The organism is Halorubrum sp. AD140 (assembly GCF_034497445.1).
Taxonomy (GTDB): Archaea; Halobacteriota; Halobacteria; order Halobacteriales; family Haloferacaceae; genus Halorubrum.
In genome coordinates this window covers 1-1,229 of the sequence record NZ_JAXRUU010000247.1, presented here as the reverse complement: position 1 = coordinate 1,229, position 1,229 = coordinate 1, and the positions used below count along the sequence as shown (strand labels likewise).

3 protein-coding genes are annotated in these 1,229 nt (G+C 68.3%); 2 read left to right on the top strand and 1 reads right to left on the bottom strand.

What is annotated here, in order from left to right:
- Positions 1 to 307, top strand: a 307-nt coding sequence (locus tag U4E84_RS17905) for a hypothetical protein (RefSeq protein WP_322533428.1), incomplete at its 5' end; no start/stop codon positions are given.
- On the top strand, positions 304 to 630 hold the full coding sequence (locus tag U4E84_RS17900) for a hypothetical protein (protein ID WP_322533427.1): 327 nt from the start codon (positions 304 to 306) through the stop codon (positions 628 to 630). The genes U4E84_RS17905 and U4E84_RS17900, both read left to right, overlap by 4 nt.
- A 19-nt stretch (positions 631 to 649) precedes the next feature.
- Here the strand turns inward: U4E84_RS17900 and U4E84_RS17895 are convergent.
- On the bottom strand, positions 650 to 1,229 hold a 580-nt coding region (locus U4E84_RS17895; RefSeq protein WP_322533426.1), incomplete at its 5' end, for an AIR synthase-related protein.

The window sequence follows — 1,229 nt, the reverse complement described above, 5'->3', positions numbered from 1 at the left end:
GAGGCTGGGTAGGCGTGAGGTGCGGTTGCGGTGCTGTGCGGGGTGGGACTCGAAGGGGCGGCCGGGAGGACGAAGACGCGCGACGCAAGCAGCGTGGCGCTACGCGCCACGGATAGCCGGCGGCGAAGCCGCCGGCGACACCGCAGGAGCGAACGCAGTGAGCGACGAGGAGCGCAGCGAGCGCATCGAGTCCTCCCGGCCGGGGCTTCGCGAGTCTCGGTGGAAGCGTCTCTCACGCGAGCGAAATAACGTCCGTTTGACCAGAATAGCTGACCTTTTCAGGTATGGCACGGTAGCACGGACGTGAGCAACCAAGGGTTACGCCTCGACCGCACGAGTGTGGGGGTCACCGTCGTGGCACTCCTCGGAGCGATTTTCGTTTACACCTCCTTTCAGCGCGGCGCCCCCCTGAGCGGTCTCTTGTCGTTGGTCACCGTCGCCGGTGTGTGCTTGATCGCCCGGAGACTACGAGCGTACTCGCTCGTCATGCTACTCGTCGGAGTCCTCGCGCTCGCGTTCGCCGTCCTCGGCGCTCTGGACCGGGGGCTGACAGATCTCGTCGTCCCTTACCTGTTCTTCGGGTTCTTGGGCCTCGTTCGCGGCGGACAGGCGTATCGAGCGACGAACTGACTGCCGCGAAGCTCGATGCCTACTCATCTCCGTGCGTGTAGCCGCGGTCGGGTAACGCCTCGCCGTCGGCCGTGACGCGCGCCTCAGTCTCCGTCTCGCTTCGCTCGACCACCGTCCCGATCCGCGTGAGCCCAGCCGGACACGCCTCGCTGAGCCCCGAAACTTCCTCCTCCGGCACCGTACACAGCAGCTCGAAGTCCTCGCCGAAGTGCGCCGCCAGCTCGAACCGCTCCGCCGAGCCCTCGGCCACCTCCTCGACCGCGGGATGGACCGGAACTGCCCCGCGCTCGATTTCGATCCCGACCCCGCTCGCCTCGGCGAGCTGGTGGCACGACCGCGCCAAGCCGTCCGAGGAGTCCATCATCGCGGTCGCCGTCCCCGCCAGCGCGAGCCCGTCGGCCACGCGCGGCGTGAACCGGAACAGCTCGTTGGCGTGCTCGATCGCCTCGTCGGATTCCTTTTTAAATAGTCGCAGCGCGGCCGCGGACCGGCCCCACTCGCCGGTGACGCAGAGCGCGTCGCCCGGCTCAGCACCGTCACGGGTGACCGCGCCCGCGTCGGTCACGTCGCCGATCGCGGTGGTGGCAGTCGTGAACTCC